The sequence below is a fragment of the Pseudonocardia sp. ICBG1142 genome, from assembly GCF_020496255.1.
In the GTDB taxonomy this organism is placed as follows: Bacteria; Actinomycetota; Actinomycetes; order Mycobacteriales; family Pseudonocardiaceae; genus Pseudonocardia.
Genome location: NZ_JAHLJC010000003.1, coordinates 184,628 through 202,294, shown reverse-complemented (window position 1 = coordinate 202,294; position 17,667 = coordinate 184,628). Strand labels below are relative to the sequence as shown.

The window sequence follows — 17,667 nt, the reverse complement described above, 5'->3', positions numbered from 1 at the left end:
GGGTGCACCTGCTGCTCGTCCGGCACGCGCTGCCCGAGGCCGTCGAGCACGACGACGGCACGCACGCCGACCCGGGCCTCGCGCCGCAGGGCCTGGAGCAGGCCGCCCGGCTGGTCGACGCGCTGGCCGGCACCCCGGTCGACGCGCTGTACACCAGCACGATGCTCCGGGCGGTCCAGACCGCGGAGCCGCTCGCGCGCGAGCGCGGCCTCACCCCGCACACCCGGTCCGACCTGCGCGAGTACGACGCAGAACGCTCGCTCTACGTCCCGGTCGCCCGGATGGCGCAGGCCGACCCGGCGGCATGGGCGCGGATGCGAGCCGGGCACCTGCCCGACCACGTCGACGGCGCCGCGTTCCGGGCCCGGGTGCGTGCCGGGATCGAGGACGTCGTCGCGGCACACCCGGGCCGGGCGACGGTGGTCGTCGTCGCCCACGCGGGCGTGGTCAACACCTACCTCGCCGAGGTGCTGGGCATCGGACGGGACCTGCCGTTCCCCCTGGACTACGTCGGCGTCTCACGGGTGGTGTGCGCACGCGACGGGATGCGCAAGGTCGCGACGGTGAACGAGACCGCCCACGTCGCGGACCTGCTCTGACTCCCACCGCCGACCGTTGCGCAACGGTCGTCGACCGCTTGCCGTCGACCGTTTGCCGTGGACGGAGGCGCACGTGATGGACGTGTGCCCCCGCTCGTACGCCGTTCGCCGCCGTCGTTACGCCGCCCGGCTTCGGACGGGTGATCCAGGACGCCGAGCGGGCGGGCTGTACCTACGCTCGGCTGCGTCTCCGCCCGACGACGATGCCGAGGTCGTGGGGCCCCGTCCAGGGCGGGTGCCGGATCCCGGCACGGGCCACCTACGGACTCCGAAGGGACCGCACGCCGATGGCCGAGCGCGGAGGCTCATCGACTGTTGACAAAGTATCCGGTACTAGCTCATACTGCTTTAGATGCGTATAGCGCGAGCTGCCGAGTACATGGGCATGTCGGTGGTGGGTGTTCGGAAGGCTGCCCGAGAGGGTCGGCTGCCGTGTCGAGTTTCAGCCTCTGGTCAGCGTTTGTTTGATCGTGCTGATCTTGATGTCTTCCTTGGGCGCGAACCGATTCAGCCGGAAGCGGCGGAGCGGGTTGAGGCGTTGTATTGCCGTGTTTCTGGTTCGACGGGTCAGGAGTCGTCGTTGGCGAACCAGGAATCGGTGTTGCGGGAGACGTCCAGGGGGACAGTATTCCGAGTGTATCGTGATCGCGCGTCCGGTTTGCGAGAAAATCGGAAGGGGTTGACTCGGCTACTTGATGACGCCGCTGCTGGGCGGTTCACGGTAGTTCGCGTAGTGTGGCGTGACCGACTGGCTCGGTTTGGTGTCGCCTATAATTGAGCGGTATCTGGCGCAGGTCGGAGTTGCAGTTGAGACTGTTCATGCTCATGCGGACAAGTCGCTGCTTGAAGAGCTGATGGATGACTTCATGGCGTTACTTGCGTCCTTTTCTGGTCGGTTCTATCAGTTGCGGTCAAAGACGAATCAGAAACGACTGCTTGATGCCGCGCAGGCACGCCTGCAGGAGCAGGGACCTCCGACGTGACGGGTTGGCAGAAATCCAATGTATTGACGTCTTCAACGACATCTCGAGCTTCACGAGCAGTGTGTGAAGTGTCTGGTGCTGTCGTGTCGCGAGATGACTTGACGGAGCGGGTGCGTTGGCTGCTCGACATTGTGGAGGGCGCCGCACGCGATCTGCTCTCCGAGTTGTGGGTTCCGGAAACTTTTGACCGTATACATTCCGGTGTGGATGGGGGCGGCCGTCGATTGCCTGCGGCTGCAGCGGTAGTGGGGCAGCGTTGCGGATGGCGACCTCAGTTTCCGCAGGATATGTACGTTCCATCTCGTGTGATGCGGATCGTGACGGCACAGGTGATATCAACGTTGCGAACCTTGGCTTCTCGGGATGCCGCCATTGCAGCAGAGGTGTCCGGTGGTGCGTCAGACGGCACTGCGGGCCTCGGGGGTGCGTTCGCGAGGAATGTGCATAGGCAGATCGCTCGGTGGGTGCGCTTGCATCCCGGGGTCGATCCGGCAGGCTTGCGGATCACGACGCTCCAACCCGTTCCATCTGTCGCTCGCCGGGTCCGTCTCGGAGCCGTTGACGCCCAGCTGGCGACGCTTGTTACCAGTACGGCCACCGAGCTGACACTGCGGATCAAACTTCCTGTACGTCAACATCCAGATTCTCGGACCGATTGGCGTTGGGTTCAACTCGATATCCCGATTCCTCAACATTTACATCATCGGTCAATCACCGGATGGCATCTCCCCGAGGTGACCCTTGATCGGCGCGGGGCACTATTCCGTTTCGCTTTCGCTGAAACAGTGCCTCGGCCACCGACCGTTGCGGACGCAGCGTCTGCAGTCGGGGTTGATTGGTCACCTAAGGATATGGTCGTTGCGGCGACTGTAGTTCGTGACACTCAGAGCAACGCCATGTGCAGCGATTTTCGCGGGCGCCGTTTCGATGACCATGGACTCTCCGTCAAGTTAGCTCGACTTCAGCGACAAGGACAGTTCCTCCGCCGTAAAATCGCTCGTCTTGAACAGCTTATTCCTCAAGCCTCGATACCCACGCGACAGCGCCTTGAGGGGAAGATGTCTGCGCTGCAGGCAGAAATGCTCTCCTGTGGGCAGAAACGGGCACGCATCAATCGAGATTTAGCTTATCTGGCCGCGCAGTATGTCACGGTAATCGCCCGAGCCTCCGGTGCATCGATCATTGCACTGGAAGATCTTGCCACTCTAGAGGCCCGAGGGTTGGGTAAAGATGTCAACAACACAGTAGCTCAATCAGCGCGTCGCGTCGCCGCAAACGCGATCGAACACATCGCGACCCGCGATGGTCTCACTGTCGTGGATGTCCCACCCCGAGGAACATCGGCAAATTGCCCAACATGTGATAACCTCGTTAGTCGACCAGGGGGATACCACAGCGCAGCATGCGCCACGTGCATGTTTACGGTCAATCGAGATGACGTCGGCGCGGTGAACACTGCGAAACGCGCATTAGCTGCCGAGCGGGTTACGCGGCGCCGAGGATCTCAGCGTCAACGGGTAACCCGGCAACAACACAGGCCAGTCATCCGGTGCCGGGATAAAACAACTCCCACTCCCAAGCGACGGCGACACCGCAGAGTTCGCCGCACTACACCAGCCACAACGCCGACGATCACCCGCGCTGAAGCGTCGCCGCGGGGCACGGACCAGAAGAAGCAAGTCACCCTGACCTGCCGAAACACCCGTGTGACTACCGATCACTCACACCGACAGACATCCACTCGGGTGTCCATAAGTGTCAGAGATCCGTAGACGCTCCGGGACGCGGGACGACAAACGTCGCGTCCCCGCTCCCGCCGGTCCTCCCACCGCGCGTGGCGCCTTCCCGGCCCGTGACGTCCGCGACGTCCGCGCGCTGCGCCCGCTCGCCCTCGGCGCCGTCCGGATGCGCCCGGCCGGCGGGTCCGGGGGCGGTCGCATGACCCCGGCAGGTGTGGTTCCCGGTGGTCACCGGCCTCGGTCGCGCACGACGTCACCGGCGCCGCACGGTCCCGACGGCACGATCGGCCCCGTTCGTTCGGGCAGGCACCGGTGACCGCGATCCGGGGTGAGGACGCCGAACGACCCCGCTGGCCCTCGCGCGGGCTGCCGGCCCGGGTACTCGCCGTGCTGGTGCTGGTGGAGCTCACCGCGGTGGTGCTCGTCGTGACCGACGTGGCGCGGCTGCCGTGGGACCGCGCCACCGGCATGCTGGCGCTGGGCGCCCTCGGTCTCGCCGCACTCGGCGCGCTGCACACCGAGATGGCGTCCGGCATCGACCGGGTGCGCCGGCGCGGAGCGCAGGTCACCTACTTCGACCTGTCGACGGTCTGGACCTTCGCGGCCGCGCTACTGCTGCCGCCGGGGGTGGCGGGCCTGGTGGTCGTCGCGGTCTACGGCCACCTGTGGTGGCGGGTCTGGCGCCCGGCCGGGGCGAAGCTGTACCGGCACGTCTACACCACCGCGACCGTCGTGCTCGCCGCGATGGCCGCCTCGGTCCTCGTCTCGTCCGACTCGCTCACCGCGGCGGCGGGGCTCGGCGGCGCGAGCCAGGTGGTCGGCTACCTGTCGCTGCTGCTGGCCATGGCGGTCTACGGGCTGGTCAACCAGGTCCTCGTCGCGACCGCGCTGGCCCTGACCTCGCCGGATCGTCCCGACTGGCGACGCCTGATGGGGGACTGGGACGACCACGTGCTCGAGGGCGCGACGCTCTGCCTGGCGGTGCTGGCCGCGCTCGCGGTGCAGCGCCATGTGCTCCTTGCGCTGCTGGTCCTCCCGCCGCTGCTGGTGCTGCACCGGGCGGTGCTGATCCGGCAGCTGGAGGAGCGGGCGAACACCGACGCCAAGACCAACCTGCTCACCGCGGTCGCGTGGCGGGGCCGGGCGCACCGGGCGCTCACCCGGGCCCGGCGCCAGCGCGGTGCCGTCGCGGTGCTGATCCTCGACCTGGACCACTTCAAGGCCGTCAACGACGGCTACGGCCACCTCGCCGGCGACGAGGTGCTCACCGCCGTCGCCGCGACGCTGAAGGCCCAGGTCCGCGAGGTCGACCCGGTCGGGCGCTTCGGTGGGGAGGAATTCGTCGTCCTCCTCGCCGGGCTGCCGGTGGGGCCGGAGGGGTGCGCGCTCGCCCACGGCGCGGCCGAGCGCATCCGGCGGACCATCCGGTCGCTGACGGTGCACGTCGACGGTCCGGGCGGCGGCATCACCATCCGCGACCTGTCGGTGTCGGTCGGGGTCGCGGTGACCGGCGGCGACGGCGAGTCCCTCGACGACCTGCTGCAGGTCGCCGACCACGCCCTCTACGCCGCCAAGCGTGCCGGACGCGACCAGGTCCGGATCGGGCGCGACGGGAGCGTCCCCGGCCACTGAGCCCCGGCTACTGAGCCCGGGCGGTGGGCCCCGGTGTCGCGGCGGCGGCAGGAGGGTGCGGGTCAGGCGTGCTCGGGCTCGGCCGGGAAGGTGTGCCGCCCGATCCGCACGGCGTCGCGCCCGGCACGTTTGGCGGCGTAGAGGGCGGAGTCCGCGACCTCGAGCAGCCCGGTCAGGGCGTGGCCGTCGTCGGGGAACAGCGCCCCGCCGATCGAGACGGTGATCCCGGTCCGGGACGGAGGGCCGTCGGTCCCGGGGGCGTCCGGGGGTGGTGCGGGCAGCCGCTGTGCGGGGACCCCGTCCACCGTCGCCGCCGGGTCGGACTCACCCGCGATCCGCCTGCGCAGGCGCTCGGCGATCTGCCGGACCTCCTCGCGACCGTCGTGCCCGGACAGCCGGGGGAGCAGCACGACGAACTCCTCCCCGCCGAACCGGCCGACGAGGTCGTGGTCGCGCAGCTCCTCGCGCAGCACCCGGGCGGTGGCGGCGAGGACCTGGTCGCCGTAGAGGTGGCCGTGGGTGTCGTTGATCTCCTTGAAGTGGTCCAGATCGAGGATCAGCAGCGCCGCCGGCCGCCGTTCGCGTTCGGCGATGGTCAGCTCGTGGGTGCCGCGCAGGTGCCAGGCCGCGTGGTTGAGCAGCCCGGTCTTGGAGTCGGTGTCGGCACGTTCGCGCAGCTTGCGGACCAGGATCGTGCGGTGCAGCGCGAGGATCGGCGGCACCGCGAGCAGCGCGACGAACGGGCCGCTCGCGGCCAGCGCGCCCGCCGTCAGCGCCCCCAGGCAGAGGGTCGCCAGCTCCAGGGTGAGCTCGTCGCCGCCGAACAGGATCCGCACCACCCGGGTGTCCGGGCTGGCCACCGCGACCACACCGAGCACCAGGCAGGTGTTGACGACGGTGTACGTGAGCAGGGCCAGCGGCAGTTCGAGGGCGTCGGGCAGACCGGAGTACACCTCGCCCTGACGGGTTGCGGCCAGCACCCCCGCCGTCGCGTACACGGCGAGTAGCACCGTCGCTCCGCTGTAGACCAGGCGATAGGCGGGATGCCGGTCGGGAGGCGGGACCGGCCGCTGCACCCGGAGGTAGAGGTGCGCGTAGACCACCATCACCATCAGGCCGCCGAGCGCCGCAGGCAGCAGCAGTGCCGAGGCGAACGTCCACACCGAGGTGAGGTTCACGTGGTGGGTGTCCGCGCTGTACCGCCGGAGCCGCTCCACGCCAGCCACCAACTCGGTGTGTAGCACTCCGGCGACGGTCAGCGTGGCGAACAGCCCCCATGTGGAGTGGTCGAGTCGGGGTGGGACGAGAAGCGCGGCGAGAGTCAGGAGGAGCGCCAGCAGCTCCACGACCAGCACCGGTCCCAGCAGACGGGTGGGGATCGACCAGAGGGGCCAGCGCGTGACCTGATGCCACCGAGGTGGCGCAGGAGACACGTCGTCCTCCCCTCCACCGGTGTGCATCGCACCCGATCTTGCCTCGACAGCGGGCGTGATGGGCGTTTCCCCCTCCGTGATCCTAGCCGCAGATGATTGCAGGGAGTGATCGATACGTCTCCGAGACCGTGTCGTTGCTGCCCGATCATGCAAGGCGATCACTGTGTGTAGGCAGCGGTGCTGAGGATGACCATTGTCGTGATCGCAATGGGGTCCGCTGGATTGTTTCGCGCAGGGCGCTTCGTCAATCCTTTCTGCGGCGGGCGGAAATCGGCGGAAGAGCGCTCGACGGTGAGTGGGTTGTTGCGTGCCGGTCAAGTGCCGTCACGTGCCCCCACGTGCAGAGCAGTGATGTGAAGGGGGTGCTCACGTGCGTAACTGGGAGTGGTGATCAGTGGTGCGGGCGATACCGGTGTGTGCGCCCCGATCAATATCGGCTCATGTCGGAAAGGGGGCTGGAATCATGCGCAACTGGGAGTGGTGAGATGCGATAGTGCCGAGGTGGCCGCACGGGTCGTGGCGGGTCAGTCGTCCGGGTGACGACTGTCGCCCGCCGCGCCCGGCAGCGCCATCGAGTCCCCTCGGCCACCTGTCCGTAGAGTGGGACCCCGAGTCGATGCCGGTCCTCCCTGCGGTCTCTCCGCCGTGGAGGACTCCCGAACGGGGCCGGCGGCGAGGAGGCAGTACGTGACGACGAACCGGGGACTCTCGGCGATCCGATGCCCGGCCGATCTGCGAGGGCTCGGGCCCGAGGAGCTGGCCTCGCTCGCGGCCGAGATCCGGGGGTTCCTCATCAAGGCGGTGTCCCGCACCGGCGGTCACCTGGGGCCCAACCTGGGCGTGGTGGAGCTCAGCATCGCCCTGCACCGGGTCTTCGAGTCCCCGCAGGACACCCTGATCTGGGACACGGGCCACCAGGCGTACGTGCACAAGCTGCTGACCGGCCGTCAGGAGGGCTGGGACCGGCTGAAGAAGACCGGCGGGCTGTCGGGCTACCCGAGCCGCGCCGAGTCCGAGCACGACCACGTGGAGTCCAGCCACGCGTCGTCGTCGCTGTCCTGGGCCGACGGGATCGCCCGCGCGCACGCGCTGACCGGGGTCGACCGGCACGTCGTCGCGGTGATCGGCGACGGTGCGCTGACCGGCGGGATGGCCTGGGAGGCGCTCAACAACATCGCGGCCGGTGCGGACCGCAACGTCGTGATCGTCGTGAACGACAACGGCCGCTCCTACTCGCCGACCATCGGCGGGCTGGCGGACCGGCTCGCGTCGCTGCGGCTGCAGCCCGGCTACGAGCGCGTGCTCGAGGCCGGCAAGCGCACCGTCCGCGGCACCCCCGTCGTCGGGCCCGCGCTCTACGCGGGCCTGCACGCGTTCAAGGCCGGGGTGAAGGACGCCCTGTCCCCGCAGGAGCTGTTCTCCGACCTGGGGCTCAAGTACTTCGGCCCGGTCGACGGCCACGACATCGGCCAGCTCGAGTCCGCGCTGCGCCGGGCGAAGCGCTTCGGTGGGCCGGTCATCGTCCACACGGTCACCCGCAAGGGCAACGGCTACCCGCCCGCGGAGAACGACGAGGCCGAGCAGATGCACAGCCCGGCCGCGTTCGACCCGGAGACCGGTCTGCCCACCGGCACCCCGGTGACCGGCTGGACCGACGTGTTCGCCGAGGAGATGGTGGCGCTCGGGACACGGCGCACCGACGTCGTCGCGATCACCGCGGCGATGCTCGGCCCGACCGGTCTCGCCCCGTTCGCGGCGGCTCACCCGGACCGCATCGTCGACGTCGGGATCGCCGAGCAGCACGCGCTGACCACCGCCGCCGGGCTGGCCCGGGCCGGGCGGCACCCCGTCGTCGCGCTGTACTCGACGTTCCTCAACCGGGGCTTCGACCAGCTGCTGATGGACGTGGGCCTGCACCGCGAGCGCGTCACGCTGGTGCTGGACCGCTCCGGGGTCACCGGCAGCGACGGCCCGTCGCACAACGGGATGTGGGACCTGTCGCTGCTGGGCATCGTGCCCGGCATGCGGGTCGCCGCCCCGCGCGACGAGACGACCCTGCGCGAGGAGTTCCGGGAGGCCGTCGCGGTCACCGACGGCCCGACCGCGCTGCGCTACCCCAAGGGCTCGGTGATCGGCTCGGTCCCCGCGCTGCGCCGCCTCGACGGCGGGGCCGGGGTCGACGTGCTGCACGAGCCGTCCGACGGGCGTTCCCAGGTGCTGCTCGTCTGCGTCGGGCCGTTCGCCGAGTCCGGCGTCGCCGTGGCCCGGCGGCTCGCCGACCAGGGCGTCGACGTCACCGTCGTCGACCCGCGGTGGGTCCTGCCGGTTCCGCGTGAGCTGCTCACCCTGGCCGCCGACCACCAGCTCGTGGTCACCGTCTCCGACTGCGGCACGCACGGCGGGTTCGGCTCCGCGCTGTCGGACGCGTTGCGCGCCGCCGAGGTCGACGTGCGTCAGCGCGACCTCGCGCTGCCCCAGGAGTACCTGGAGCACGGCAGCCGCGACGACGTGCTCGCCACCTGCGGGCTGACCGAGCAGGACATGGCCCGCCGGATCACCGAGTGGGCGGCCGCGGCGGTTCCCTCGACCCCCGAGGGGGCCGTTCCCGGGCGGGAGCGCACCCGCTGACGCGCGTCATCGTCGTCGAGGACGAGCCGGCGATGGCCGACGCCGTCGTGCGCGGCCTGCGCCGGGACGGGATGGCCGTCGACGTCGCCTACGACGGCGACGAGGGTTCGGAGAAGCTGTCGGTGACCCGCTACGACGTCGCCGTCCTCGACCGGGACCTGCCCGGCCGCAGCGGCGACGACCTGTGCGACGAACTCGTCGCCGCGGGCGGGCTGACCCGGGTGCTGATGCTGACCGCGTCGGGCACCCCGGCCGACAAGGTCGAGGGCCTGTCCCGCGGCGCCGACGACTACCTGGCCAAGCCGTTCGACTTCCCCGAGCTGGTCGCCCGGGTCCGGGCGCTCGGCCGTCGGGCGACCCCGGCGGTGCCGCCCACGCTGCGGGCCGGCGACGTCGTGCTGGACCCGGCCCGGCGCACGGTGCTGCGCTCCGGGCGCCCGGTCGAGCTGACCCGCAAGGAGTTCGGCGTGCTGGAGGTCCTGCTCGCCGCCGGTGGTGCCGTGGTGTCGTCGGAGGAGCTGCTCGAACGCGTCTGGGACGAGAACGCCGACCCGTTCACGACCACGGTGCGGGTCACCGTCATGACCCTGCGCAAGAAGCTCGGCGCGCCGGGTCTGATCGACACCGTCGTCGGTGCCGGGTACCGGGTGCCCGCCGACGGGACCCCCACGGCGTGACGCGGTGGGCGCCCTCCGGCCGCGGCTGACGCTGCTCGCGACGGCGCTCGTCGCCGCCGTCGCCGCGCTGCTGCTCCTGCTCGGCTGGATGCTGGTGGGTGCGGTCATCGCGGGCACCCCGGCGCTGCCCGGGACGGTGTTCGTGGGCGGGGTCGCGGTGCCTGCCGAGACGGCCCGCGACGCGGTCGCCGCCTCGGCGCGCGCCGAGGTGCTGCGGGCCGGGCTGATCGCGTTCCCCCTGGTCGTGGCGGCCGGTGCGGTCGCGTCCTGGGTGCTGGTCGGGCGGGTGCTGCACCCGCTCCGCCGGGTCGTCGAGACCACGTCACGCCTCTCGGCGAGCTCGCTCGACGAGCGGGTCGCACTCGCCGGGGCCCGCGGCGAGGTCGCCGAGCTGGCCGCCGCCGTCGACGCGATGCTCGATCGGCTGCAGGCCGCGTTCGACGCCCAGTCCCGGTTCGTCGCCAACGCCGGGCACGAGCTGCGCACCCCGCTGGCGGTGCTCCGCACCGAGATCGACGTGACGCTCCAGGACCCCGACGCCGACGCCGCGGAGCTGCGCCGGATGGCCGGGGTGGTCCGGGAGGCGGGCCGTCGCTGCGACGAGCTGGTCAGCGGGCTGCTGCTGCTCGCCCGCACCGAGGCCGGGGGAGCGTTGCAGGACTCGGACCGGGTGCCGGTGGACCTGGCCGCGCTCGTCGCCGCGGAGCTCGCGGCGGTGACCGGGGACGTCGCCGTCCGCGGACTGGTGGTGCGGACCGACCCGCGGCCCGCGACGACCCGGGGCAACGAGCCGTTGATGCGCCGGATGGTGGCGAACCTGCTGGAGAACGCGGTGCGGCACAACCGTGACGGCGGCTGGATCGAGGTCGGCTGCGGCACCGGAACGCCCGGGTCGGAGGTCGTGCTGCGGGTCGCGTCGTCGGGGCCGGAGCTGGCCCCGGACAAGGTGGCCGAGCTGTTCGAGCCGTTCCGGCGGGGCCCGGTGGCCCGTACCGCCCACACCCGCGGATCCGGCCTGGGGCTGTCGATCGTGCGGTCGGTCGCGACCGCGCACGGCGGCACCGTGCACGCCGAGGCGGTCCCCGGCGGGGGACTGGCGGTGCACGTCGCGCTGCCCGACGACACGACGGCCCCCGTGCCCTCGGGCGGCGCCCCGGCGCTGGCCCGCTGACCGGCGGGCAGGCCCGGTCCGGGCTCAGCCGGCGCGGGTGGCCAGGGCCGGTTCGAGCACCGGGGTCAGGAGCTCGACCTGCCACGGGCGGGCGCCGCCGGCGCGCAGGGCGGCCGGGAGGTCGCCGTCGGTGGGCGGGGTCCAGCAGACCCGGCGCAGCAGGTCGGGCTGCAGCAGGTTCTCCACCGGCACGTCGTGCTGCTCGGAGACCGTGCCCAGTGCCGCGCGGGCGGCGGCGAGCCGGGCGGCGGCGTCGGGGTCCCGGTCGGCCCAGCGCGACACCGGCGGGGGGCCGTCGGTGGTCGCGGCGCCACGCGGCAGCTCGGACTCGGGCAGCTCGGCGGCCCGGCGCAGCGCGTCGAACCAGTACCGGGCCAGCCTGCGCTGGGAGCGTCCGCGGAACACCGGCAGCTCGGCCAGTGCCTGCGGGGAGTCGGGGTTGCGCACCGCGGCGTCGACGATCGCGGCGTCGGGCAGGACCCGGCCGGGGGCGATGTCGCGCTCGGCGGCGAGCGCGTCGCGGGCCAGCCACAGCTCCCGGACCGCGGCGAGCGGCCGGGGGCGGCGGACCTTGTGGATGCCGGAGGTGCGCCGCCAGGGCTCCGCGCGCGGCGCGGGCGGCGGTGCGGTGCGGACCGCCTCGAACTCCTGGCGGGCCCACTCCAGCTTGCCCTGCTCGTCGAGCATCCGGGTCAGGACGTCCCGCAGGTCGATGAGGACCTCGACGTCCAGCGCGGCGTAGACCAGCCAGTCCTCGGGCCGCGGGCGACGCGACCAGTCGGCGGCGCCGTGCCCCTTCTCCAGGCCGAGGCCCAGCAGGTTCTCCACCATCGGGCCGAGCCCGACCCGGGGGAGCCCGGCGAGCCGGCCCGCGAGCTCGGTGTCGAACAGCGACGCCGGGCGCAGCTCCAGCTCGGCCAGGCACGGGAGGTCCTGCGAGGCCGCGTGGAGCACCCACTCCGGCCCGTCGAGGGCCTCGGCGAGCGGCCCCAGCTCGCCGCGCAGCGGGATCGGGTCCACCAGCGCGGACCCGGCCCCGGCACGCCGCAGCTGCACCAGGTAGGCGCGCTGGGAGTACCGGAAGCCGGAGGCACGCTCCGCGTCGACGGCGACCGGACCGGTGCCCCCGGCGATCGCCGCCGCCACGCGGGCGAGGTCGTCGGGGGTCTCGGTGACCGGGGGGAGGCCGTCGGCGGGACGGAGCAGCGGTACCGGATCGGGTGAACCGTCCGGAGTCGCCGAGACCGGCGGCCGGGTCGTGTCCGTACCGCCGGCGGCGCCGGTCCCGGGATTCAGCGAATGACCCCCGCGCGCATGGCGAGCGCGACCATCTGGGCGCGGTCGCCGGTGCCGAGCTTGCGGCCGATCCGGGAGAGGTGGCTCTTCACCGTGAGGGCGGAGAGGTTCAGGGCCTCACCGATCTCCTTGTTGGACTGGCCGTCCGCGACGAGCTGCAGCACCTCGACCTCGCGGGCCGAGAGCTCCCGCGGGGTGTTGTCGGTGCCCGGCACGCGGGACCCGGTGGCCAGCAGCGGGGCGACCGTCGGGTCGGCGTAGACGCCGCCGTCGAGCACCCGCTTGACGCCGTCGGTCACGACCGACGGCGACGCCGACTTGAGCAGGTACGCCTGCGCGCCGGCCTGGAACGCCGAGCGGACCGCGTACGGGTCGTCGGAGGAGGCGAGCACGACCAGCCGGTTCCAGCCGAGCGAGCGGAGCTCGCTGACCAGGTCCAGCCCGCTGCCGTCCGGCAGCGTCAGATCGAGGATCACGAGGTCGCAGGGGCCCGCCGCGTGGGCGCGTGCCCGCGCCTCGGTCACCGAAGCGGCCTCGTGCACGGTGCCCGCTCCCATGGAGCGCAGCCGCCCGGCGATCGCCTCCCGGAGCAGCGGGTGGTCGTCCACGACGAGAACCGTGAACAGCTCCGCCCGCGGCTGCGGGACGATCCCAGGTGAGAGCACTGCTCCACCGATCGGAGCGCCACCTGGGGTGGTGTTGCCGGAACTCTGCGCCGGCACTTGCTGGCCAAGTACAGCCACGTCGTCAACCTTCCTGGAGTCGGTCGTACGCCCCCGACCAACACCGGAACCCGAGGGACGGAGAGTGGCGCTCGGCCGCCCGGGCGGGTGCCATGGCAGAGATGGTATCCCTCCATGCGGCCTAACGTCTGGTGTGCATTCGTCTTTCCGGCTCGGAAAGTTACATGCGTGTGGGCGCGGTCCCACCCCTCCGGGTGAAAGATCTCCGACGCATGCCGCTGACCTGCGACGTTCAGCCGGGTGATCGGCTCAACGGCACTGCGCCGATCGGCGGCAGACCCGCGGCGGTCGACACCAGGGACGCGAACGCGACGGCGTGTCGGGACAGATCGCCGTCGCTCTCCGTGGGGGACCAGGAGGCGCGCAGCTCGACGTCGTCCTCCCGCGGGGGCGCGTCGCCGGGGCCGCCACCGTCCGCGCTGAGCCCGCCGAAGCGGACCGACGAGGTCTGGGTGACGGTCCCGCCGAGGGCGGTGAAGCCCGCCCCGGCGTGGTCGAGCGCGTCGGTCAGCCAGGACCATCCGATGCGCGGCAGCATGTCGTCGCCGAGCTGGCCGGGCTCCAGCCGGGCCTGCACGAAGCAGACCAGCCGGAAGGTGCCCTCCCAGCGTTCCTGACCCTCGGGGTCGTGGAGCAGGATCAGCCGTCCGGAGGTGTCCGGCTCGTCGAGGTCGTCGGTCCCGTCGCCGCGGTGCCCGATGTCGGCCTCGACGCTGGTCGCCCAGCTGTACGGCGCGAGCCGGGGTGGGGCCTCGAGCGGCCGCACCACGAGCTCGGGGCGCGGTCGGACCGACGCGAGCGAGCGGACCGCGCTGCGGAACGCTGCTGGTGGTGGTGAGTTCGGGTCCGGCACGGCGTCGGACTCTAGGGTGCGATACCGGTCGTACCTGGCAGGCGCGCCGGGGCGCCCGCGTACCGGCCCCGTCCGCGTGGGATCATCCGGGGGTCATGACTGCAGGCATCGTCTCCGCGCCCCCCGCCCGCCGCGACCTCGCGGGCGCTCCGTTCCTCGATGCAGTGCGCGGCGCGACGCCGTCGCGGCTGCCGGTCTGGTTCATGCGTCAGGCGGGTCGCTCGCTGCCGGAGTACCGGGCCCTGCGCCGGGACAACGAGATGCTCGAGGCGTGCCTCACCCCGGATCTGACCTGCGAGATCACCCTGCAGCCGGTCCGCCGTCACGACATGGACGCGGCCATCCTGTTCTCCGACATCGTGGTGCCGCTGCACCTGGCGGGCATCGGGATCGACATCGTTCCGGGCACCGGCCCCGTCGTGGACTCGCCGGTCCGCACCGCCGCCGACGTCGCGGCCCTGCCCGAGCTGGCGCCGGAGCAAGTGACGCGCGTCACCGAGGCGATCGGTCTGCTACTGCCCGAGCTGGGCCGGGTCCCGCTGATCGGGTTCGCGGGCGCCCCGTTCACCCTCGCCTCCTACCTCATCGAGGGCGGCCCGAGCCGCAACCACGAGCGGACCAAGTCCCTCATGCGCTCCGCCCCCGAGGTCTGGCACGCCCTGCTCGGCAAGCTCGCCGTGCTCACCGGCACGTTCCTGCAGCAGCAGGTCGCCGCCGGGGTGGACGCGGTCCAGCTCTTCGACTCCTGGGCGGGCGCGCTCTCCGAGCGCGACTACCGCGAGTTCGTGCTGCCGCACTCCGCCTCCGTGCTCGGTGCGCTCGCCGGGGCCGGGGTGCCGCGGATCCACTTCGGGGTCGGCACCGCGGAGCTCCTGGGCGCGATGACCGAGGCCGGCGCCGACGTGATCGGCGTCGACTGGCGGACCCCGCTCGACGTCGCGGCCCGCCGTGCCGGGGGAGCAGTGCCCGTGCAGGGCAACCTCGACCCGGCCGTGCTGTTCGCCGGCCAGGACGCCGTCGACGCCGAGGTCGTGCGGATCGCGGCCGAGGGCACCCGCACCCGCGGGCACGTGTTCAACCTCGGCCACGGTGTGCTGCCGGCGACCGACCCGGACGTGATCACCCGGACCGTCGAGACGGTGCACGCCCAGCCCGTGTCCGGGCCGACGGGCGAGCGTCCGGCGCGATGACCCGCGTCGCCGTCGTCGGCGGCGGGGTCTCCGGGCTGGCGTGCGCGCACCGGCTGAGGACGCTGCTCGGCCCGTCGGCCGAGATCGTCGTGCTGGAGCAGCGTGACCGGCTCGGCGGGGTGCTGCGCACCGTCGACCTCGCGGGCGCGCCGTTCGACGTCGGCGCCGAGGCCTTCCTCGCCCGCCGCCCCGAGGTCCCCGCACTGCTCGCCGAGATCGGGCTGGCGGGCGCGCTCACCCACCCCACCGCGGCGACGGCGACGATCCGCGCCGGGGGCCGCACCGTCGGCCTGCCCCGCGGCACCCTGATGGGCGTGCCCGGCCGGGACGCCGACCTCGGGGGAGTGCTGTCCGACGCCGGACGGGCCGCGGTCGCCGCCGAGCCGTCCACGCCGCTGGAGTGGGAGCCCGGCACCGACGTCGCGCTCGGGGCGCTGCTGCGCCGTCGGTTCGGCCCGGAGGTCGTCGACCGGATCGCCGACCCGCTGCTGGGCGGTGTCTACGCCGGCCGGGTCGACCGGCTCGGCCTGCGCGCCACGGTCCCGGCGCTCGCCGCCGCGCTCGACGCGGGGGCCGGCTCGCTCACCGAGGCGGCCAGTACCGGGATGGCCGCGTCCGGCCAGCGCAGCGGCACCCTCGCCGCCGGGACGCCGGCCGCCGGGGGCTCCGGGGCCGATCCCGCCGCGGTGCCACAGCCGGTGGCCGCCGGACCGGTCTTCGGTGCCGTGCGCGGGGGCTACCGCGAGATGGTCGCCGCACTCGTCGCCGCGTCGGCGGCCCGGGTGCGGACCGGTGTCACCGTGCGGGAGCTGCACCGCCGCCCCGACGGCTGGCGGCTGGTCCTCGGCCCGGTCCCGCGGCCGGAGGCGCTCGACGTCGACGCCGTCGTCCTCGCCGTCCCCGCGCCCGCTGCGCGTCGGCTGCTGGAGCCGGTCGTACCGGCCGCGGCCGCGGCGGCCGGGCGGATCGAGCTGGCCTCCTCCGCGGTCGTCGCGCTCGCCTACCGGGCGGCCGACGTCACCGGACTGCCCGGCACCTCCGGCTGTCTGGTCGCCGCGGACGAGCCGCTGTCGGTCAAGGGCGTCACCCACGCGTCGACGAAGTGGGCCCACCTCGGTGCGGACGGTCTGGTCCGGATCCGGGCCTCGATCGGCCGGTTCGGGGAGGAGGCGAGCCTGCAGGTCGACGACGCCGAGCTCGTCGACCGCGTCCGCGCCGACCTGGCCGTCCTCGACGGGGTCGACGCCGTCCCGGTCGCGTCGGTCGTGCAGCGCTGGGGCGGCGGTCTGCCGCAGTACGGGGTCGGCCACGGCGCGGTCGTCGACGCGCTGGAGTCGGCCGTCGCCACCGTCGGGGGCCTGGAGGTCGCCGGGTCGATGCTGCACGGGGTCGGGGTCCCCGCCTGTGTGGCGACCGCGCGGTCCGCCGCCGAGCGGGTCGCCGCGGCCCTGCCCCCCGCACCGACCGGTCGCTGAGGGCACCCTCACCGGCCGCGTACCATGCCCGACATGGCCCGCGTGGACGTCAAAGCGATCAACGACACCATCCGCTACACCATGTGGTCGGTCTTCCGGGTCGAGCCCGGCCGCCTCGGCGACGACCGTGCCCCCGCCGCCCGCGAGGCCACCGAGTACCTCGACGCGCTCGCGAACAAGGACGTCGCCGTCCGCGGCGTGTACGACCTCGCCGGTGTGCGGCACGACGCCGACTACATGATCTGGTGGCACGCCTCGGAGATCGAGTCGCTGCAGGCCGCCTACTCCGACCTGCGCCGCACCACCGCGCTCGGCCGGGCCAGCGTGCCGGTCTGGAGCCAGACCGCGCTGCACCGCCCGGCGGAGTTCAACAAGAGCCACGTCCCGGCGTTCATGGCCGGCGAGGACCCGAAGCGCTACGTCTGCGTCTACCCGTTCGTCCGGTCCTACGAGTGGTACCTGCTGCCCGACGCGGAGCGCCGGAAGATGCTGGCCGACCACGGCATGGAGGCCCGCGACTACCCGGACGTGCGTGCCAACACCGTCCCGGCCTTCGCCCTCGGCGACTACGAGTGGATCCTCGCCTTCGAGGCCGACGAGCTGTACCGCATCGTCGACCTCATGCGGCACCTGCGCGGCACCGAGGCCCGCCGCCACGTGCGCGAGGAGATCCCGTTCTACACCGGCCCGCGGGTCGAGGTCGGCGACCTCGTCGCGTCCTTGCCGTGAGCCGGGTGCGGGGCCGTCGCGCGACGGCCCCGCACCGGTGTCAGCCCTCGGTGGGCTCCAGGGTCAGCGAGACCGAGTTGATGCAGTAGCGCAGGTCGGTCGGGGTGCCGTAGCCCTCGCCCTCGAACACGTGGCCGAGGTGGCCGTGGCAGTTCGCGCACAGCACCTCGGTGCGCGTCATGCCCAGGCTGGAGTCGACCCGCTCGATGACGGCGTCGCCCGCGAGCGGGGTGAAGAACGACGGCCACCCGCAGTGCGACGCGAACTTCGAGTCGCTGCGGAACAGCTCCGCCCCGCAGGCCCGGCAGCGGTAGACGCCGGTGGTGGTCGTGTCGGTGTACTCACCGGTGAACGGGCGCTCGGTCCCGGCCTTGCGGAGCACCTGGTACTCGGCCGGGCTCAGCTGGGCCCGCCACTCCTCGTCGGACTTCTGCACCTTCGGGGCCGGGAGCTCGGACCCGGAGGCGGTGGTGTTGCGGCTGAACAGACCCATGCATCCACGGTAACCCGTTGATCGGT

At 72.5% G+C, this 17,667-nt stretch carries 16 protein-coding genes; 11 read left to right on the top strand and 5 right to left on the bottom strand.

Translation table 11 applies throughout. The features are described 5' to 3' along the window. Positions 1-2 precede the first annotated feature (2 nt). From KPL59_RS01190 to KPL59_RS36635, 5 genes are all read left to right on the top strand, one after another. Positions 3-599, top strand: coding sequence for a histidine phosphatase family protein (locus KPL59_RS01190; RefSeq protein ID WP_226353590.1), 597 nt, complete (start codon positions 3-5; stop codon positions 597-599). A 352-nt stretch (positions 600-951) separates the two neighbouring features. Then, positions 952-1,377, top strand: a complete 426-nt coding sequence (locus tag KPL59_RS37370; protein WP_226359637.1) for a recombinase family protein — start codon at positions 952-954, stop codon at positions 1,375-1,377. Beyond that, a complete protein-coding gene (locus tag KPL59_RS01180; RefSeq protein ID WP_226359636.1) occupies positions 1,340-1,582 on the top strand; it encodes a hypothetical protein in 243 nt (80 codons plus the stop codon). Before KPL59_RS37370 ends, KPL59_RS01180 begins: the two co-directional genes overlap by 38 nt. A gap of 287 nt (positions 1,583-1,869) precedes the next feature. Then, entirely contained in the window at positions 1,870-3,354 is a 1,485-nt protein-coding gene (locus tag KPL59_RS37365) for a zinc ribbon domain-containing protein (protein WP_374111585.1), read from the top strand. A 279-nt stretch (positions 3,355-3,633) separates the two neighbouring features. Then, positions 3,634-4,953: a GGDEF domain-containing protein gene (locus KPL59_RS36635; RefSeq protein WP_226359635.1), complete on the top strand. Its 1,320-nt coding sequence runs from the start codon at positions 3,634-3,636 to the stop codon at positions 4,951-4,953. A 62-nt stretch (positions 4,954-5,015) separates the two neighbouring features. Here the strand turns inward: KPL59_RS36635 and KPL59_RS01165 are convergent, their stop codons facing one another. Continuing rightward, the gene (locus tag KPL59_RS01165; RefSeq protein ID WP_226359634.1) at positions 5,016-6,308 is read right to left on the bottom strand and encodes a diguanylate cyclase; all 1,293 of its coding nucleotides are present in this window, start codon (positions 6,306-6,308) and stop codon (positions 5,016-5,018) included. 765 nt (positions 6,309-7,073) lie between these two features. Between KPL59_RS01165 and dxs the strand changes: the two genes are divergently transcribed. Genes dxs through KPL59_RS01150 form a run of 3 tightly spaced genes read left to right on the top strand, consistent with a single transcriptional unit; the run spans position 7,074 to position 10,862 of the window. Further along, positions 7,074-9,014 carry a 1-deoxy-D-xylulose-5-phosphate synthase gene (gene dxs / locus KPL59_RS01160; RefSeq protein WP_226359633.1) on the top strand — a complete coding sequence of 647 codons (1,941 nt, stop codon included), beginning with the start codon at positions 7,074-7,076 and terminating at the stop codon, positions 9,012-9,014. Continuing rightward, on the top strand, positions 9,011-9,691 hold the full coding sequence (locus tag KPL59_RS01155; protein WP_226359787.1) for a response regulator transcription factor: 681 nt from the start codon (positions 9,011-9,013) through the stop codon (positions 9,689-9,691). The genes dxs and KPL59_RS01155 overlap by 4 nt, the downstream gene beginning before the upstream one ends. 4 nt (positions 9,692-9,695) lie before the next feature. Next, a complete protein-coding gene (locus KPL59_RS01150; RefSeq protein WP_226359632.1) occupies positions 9,696-10,862 on the top strand; it encodes a cell wall metabolism sensor histidine kinase WalK in 1,167 nt (388 codons plus the stop codon). Positions 10,863-10,886: 24 nt separating this feature from the next. Here the strand turns inward: KPL59_RS01150 and KPL59_RS01145 are convergent, their stop codons facing one another. The 3 genes from KPL59_RS01145 to KPL59_RS01135 form a co-directional block, all read right to left on the bottom strand. Beyond that, a complete protein-coding gene (locus tag KPL59_RS01145; RefSeq protein ID WP_226359786.1) occupies positions 10,887-12,068 on the bottom strand; it encodes a ribonuclease D in 1,182 nt (393 codons plus the stop codon). Positions 12,069-12,154: 86 nt separating this feature from the next. Beyond that, positions 12,155-12,808 (bottom strand): response regulator transcription factor, encoded by a 654-nt coding sequence (locus tag KPL59_RS01140; protein WP_226359785.1) that lies wholly within the window; start codon positions 12,806-12,808, stop codon positions 12,155-12,157. Between the two features lie 325 nt (positions 12,809-13,133). Continuing rightward, positions 13,134-13,754, bottom strand: a complete 621-nt coding sequence (locus tag KPL59_RS01135) for a DUF3000 domain-containing protein (RefSeq protein WP_226359232.1) — start codon at positions 13,752-13,754, stop codon at positions 13,134-13,136. Between the two features lie 95 nt (positions 13,755-13,849). Here KPL59_RS01135 and hemE point away from each other — a divergent pair, with 95 nt between their 5' ends. Genes hemE through hemQ form a run of 3 tightly spaced genes read left to right on the top strand, consistent with a single transcriptional unit; the run spans position 13,850 to position 17,148 of the window. Beyond that, positions 13,850-14,944, top strand: coding sequence for a uroporphyrinogen decarboxylase (hemE, locus tag KPL59_RS01130; protein ID WP_226359233.1), 1,095 nt, complete (start codon positions 13,850-13,852; stop codon positions 14,942-14,944). Continuing rightward, positions 14,941-16,419, top strand: a complete 1,479-nt coding sequence (hemG, locus tag KPL59_RS01125) for a protoporphyrinogen oxidase (RefSeq protein ID WP_226359631.1) — start codon at positions 14,941-14,943, stop codon at positions 16,417-16,419. The genes hemE and hemG overlap by 4 nt, the downstream gene beginning before the upstream one ends. Positions 16,420-16,452: 33 nt before the next feature. Continuing rightward, on the top strand, positions 16,453-17,148 hold the full coding sequence (hemQ, locus tag KPL59_RS01120) for a hydrogen peroxide-dependent heme synthase (RefSeq protein ID WP_043280124.1): 696 nt from the start codon (positions 16,453-16,455) through the stop codon (positions 17,146-17,148). A 40-nt stretch (positions 17,149-17,188) separates the two neighbouring features. Here hemQ and msrB read toward each other — a convergent pair whose 3' ends face one another. Then, a complete protein-coding gene (gene msrB / locus KPL59_RS01115) occupies positions 17,189-17,641 on the bottom strand; it encodes a peptide-methionine (R)-S-oxide reductase MsrB (RefSeq protein WP_020625557.1) in 453 nt (150 codons plus the stop codon). Positions 17,642-17,667 lie beyond the last annotated feature (26 nt).

What these genes read in the sequence shown, in the direction of transcription:
- KPL59_RS37370 (WP_226359637.1), top strand. Translation starts at nt 952, where the DNA reads ATGCGTATAGCGCGAGCTGCCGAGTACATGGGCATGTCGGTGGTGGGT.
- KPL59_RS37365 (WP_374111585.1), top strand. Translation starts at nt 1,870, where the DNA reads ATGTACGTTCCATCTCGTGTGATGCGGATCGTGACGGCACAGGTGATA.
- hemE (WP_226359233.1), top strand. Translation starts at nt 13,850, where the DNA reads ATGACTGCAGGCATCGTCTCCGCGCCCCCCGCCCGCCGCGACCTCGCG.
- hemG (WP_226359631.1), top strand. Translation starts at nt 14,941, where the DNA reads ATGACCCGCGTCGCCGTCGTCGGCGGCGGGGTCTCCGGGCTGGCGTGC.
- hemQ (WP_043280124.1), top strand. Translation starts at nt 16,453, where the DNA reads ATGGCCCGCGTGGACGTCAAAGCGATCAACGACACCATCCGCTACACC.
- msrB (WP_020625557.1), bottom strand. Translation starts at nt 17,641, where the DNA reads ATGGGTCTGTTCAGCCGCAACACCACCGCCTCCGGGTCCGAGCTCCCG.